At 59.4% G+C, this 1,014-nt stretch carries 1 protein-coding gene; it reads right to left on the bottom strand.

The annotated features are described in order from the left end of the window. Nucleotides 1-267: 267 nt before the first annotated feature. The coding region (locus ACXJ7R_RS34165; RefSeq protein WP_457155644.1) for an autotransporter domain-containing protein at nt 268-1,014 on the bottom strand (747 nt) is incomplete at its 5' end.

Raw genomic sequence — 1,014 nt, 5'->3', positions numbered from 1 at the left:
CCCTTGGCGAGTTCACTCTCTGCTCGCCGACAGTCAACCGCAACAGTGTACTGTGAATCGATTGAGAATGAGGCCGGTAGCTACCCAAGCAAGATAGCTCGACCGGTATTGGATCGGTCTCCGAACGGCATCGCTGCGGCCATGTTGCGCCTTAGCTCAAGAAGCTCTGCCGCACCCCAACGCTCCCATGCAGAACCTGGCCCATTGCGCATCCCTTGATTCTGAGGACAAGTATGCCCAGTCAAAGCCTGGGATCAAACATCTTAGCTAGAAGGCGAGCTTGACCCCGAGYTTGGCGCCGACGGTGGAACTGTCGGACGAAGCCTTGCCACGGACTTCGCCGTTGACGGTGGTCAAMTCCGACAYCTTCAGGTTGAAGCCGGTCGACAGCGCGGCGGAAAAATCSGCATCGTCGAAGTCGATCTCCCTGGTGTCGATTTCGGTSGTRTTCTTGTAGCCGAAACGCTGCTGCAATTCGCCCCGCGCATASGGGCTGATCACCATGCCGTTGCTTAGCGTGTAATCGCCATAGATGCCGGGCTCGAACTTGATCGCGCCAAAAGAAAGCCGGCTCTTGCCGAACTCGTTGCCGCCGCTGTCGGTGTAGGGATCGCCACGGAACGAAACGCCAAGCAGGCCGCCKCGCAGATCGAAACGGGTRCGCTCGCYCAGCTTGAAGATGTGGCCGACCGATGCCGTMACCGCRTAGCCYTSGGTGTCATAGCTGCCGGTGGTGCCGAGCACGCCGTTCGTCACATCGCTTCCGCCGATGAAGCCGGAGGCGGAGACCAGCGCGTAGCCGCCGAACATGCCGGCCTTGTTGGTGCCTTCGCCGATGGCGTCAAATCCCCGGAACGCGCCGAGGTTGACATCGGTCGACGCATAGCCGGCGAAAATACCGATGTTCAGACCATACTSATTGTCGAACTGGAAGTGTTTGGCGGCATTGAAATCCAGGCTGACGGCGGCCGAAAAATCATTGGCATCGAAGCTCGGGCCGGGGCCATTCAAGCC

This window comes from Mesorhizobium sp. P5_C1 (assembly GCF_054049815.1).
This window is presented reverse-complemented; position numbering and strand designations above follow the sequence as displayed.